Source organism: Xanthomonas sp. SHU 166 (assembly GCF_000364685.1).
GTDB lineage: Bacteria > Pseudomonadota > Gammaproteobacteria > Xanthomonadales > Xanthomonadaceae > Xanthomonas_A > Xanthomonas_A sontii.
Map to the genome: position 1 here is coordinate 1 of NZ_AQOJ01000515.1, position 829 is coordinate 829.

General features: G+C 74.4%; 1 protein-coding gene. It reads right to left on the bottom strand.

The features are described 5' to 3' along the window. Window positions 1-123 precede the first annotated feature (123 nt). A partial coding sequence (locus tag D180_RS13125) for an MFS transporter (RefSeq protein ID WP_017913148.1) occupies window positions 124-829 on the bottom strand: 706 nt, incomplete at its 5' end.

Here is an 829-nt window from a genome sequence, read left to right on the forward strand (position 1 = left end):
GCAGGGCGCCCGCCGGCCGGCGGCCGGAGGGCGTCGAAAGGGATGGCGGATTATAGCCGGACGGCCGCCGGCATTCGTTGCCGCGCGGTGGCGGCGGCAGACGCGCGGGCGGTGCCGCGCGGCCTACTCGGCGATCGGCGGCAGCGCGGCGCTCGGTGCCGTCGCCGTTGCCCCCGCGCGACGCTGCCGGCGCAGATAGAACAGTGCGCAGATCACCAGCAGCAGCATCGCCAGCCACTCGCTGTTCAGCGCCGCCTGCATCGCGGCCAGGCTGCCGCCACCACGGGCGTGGGCGTAGATCGCGCCCAGCGCCGCCGGGCCCAGGCCCATCGCCGCCTGCAGGATGGTGGAGAGCATGGCGCTGCCCGCGCCGGCATGCTCGGTGGACACCTGCGACAGACCGATGCGGTAGAAGCTGGCCACGATCCAGGCCTGGCCGGCGCCGATCAGTGCGGTCGCCGGGGCCAGGTTGCGCACGCCCGGATGCGGCCACACGGCGTGCAGCGTCCAGCCCAGCGCCAGCAGGCCCAGCATCTGCACCAGGCAGCCCAGCAGTAGCGTCGGCAGCGGGCCGCAGCGCGCCGCCACGCGGGCGCTGACCAGCGCGGAGGCGAAGTAGGCCGCGCCCAGCACGATGAACGCATTGCCGGACTGCAGCGGCGAGAGGCCGGCGCCGGTCTGCAGGGTCAGCGCCAGCACGAACATGAAACCGCTCCAGCAGGTGAAGAACACCCCGCCCACCAGCAGCGCGAAGCGCACGCTGGGCAGCCGCAGCAGGGCCGGCGGCAGTAGCGGCGTGCGCCCGCGGCGTTCCTGCCACAGTTCGACA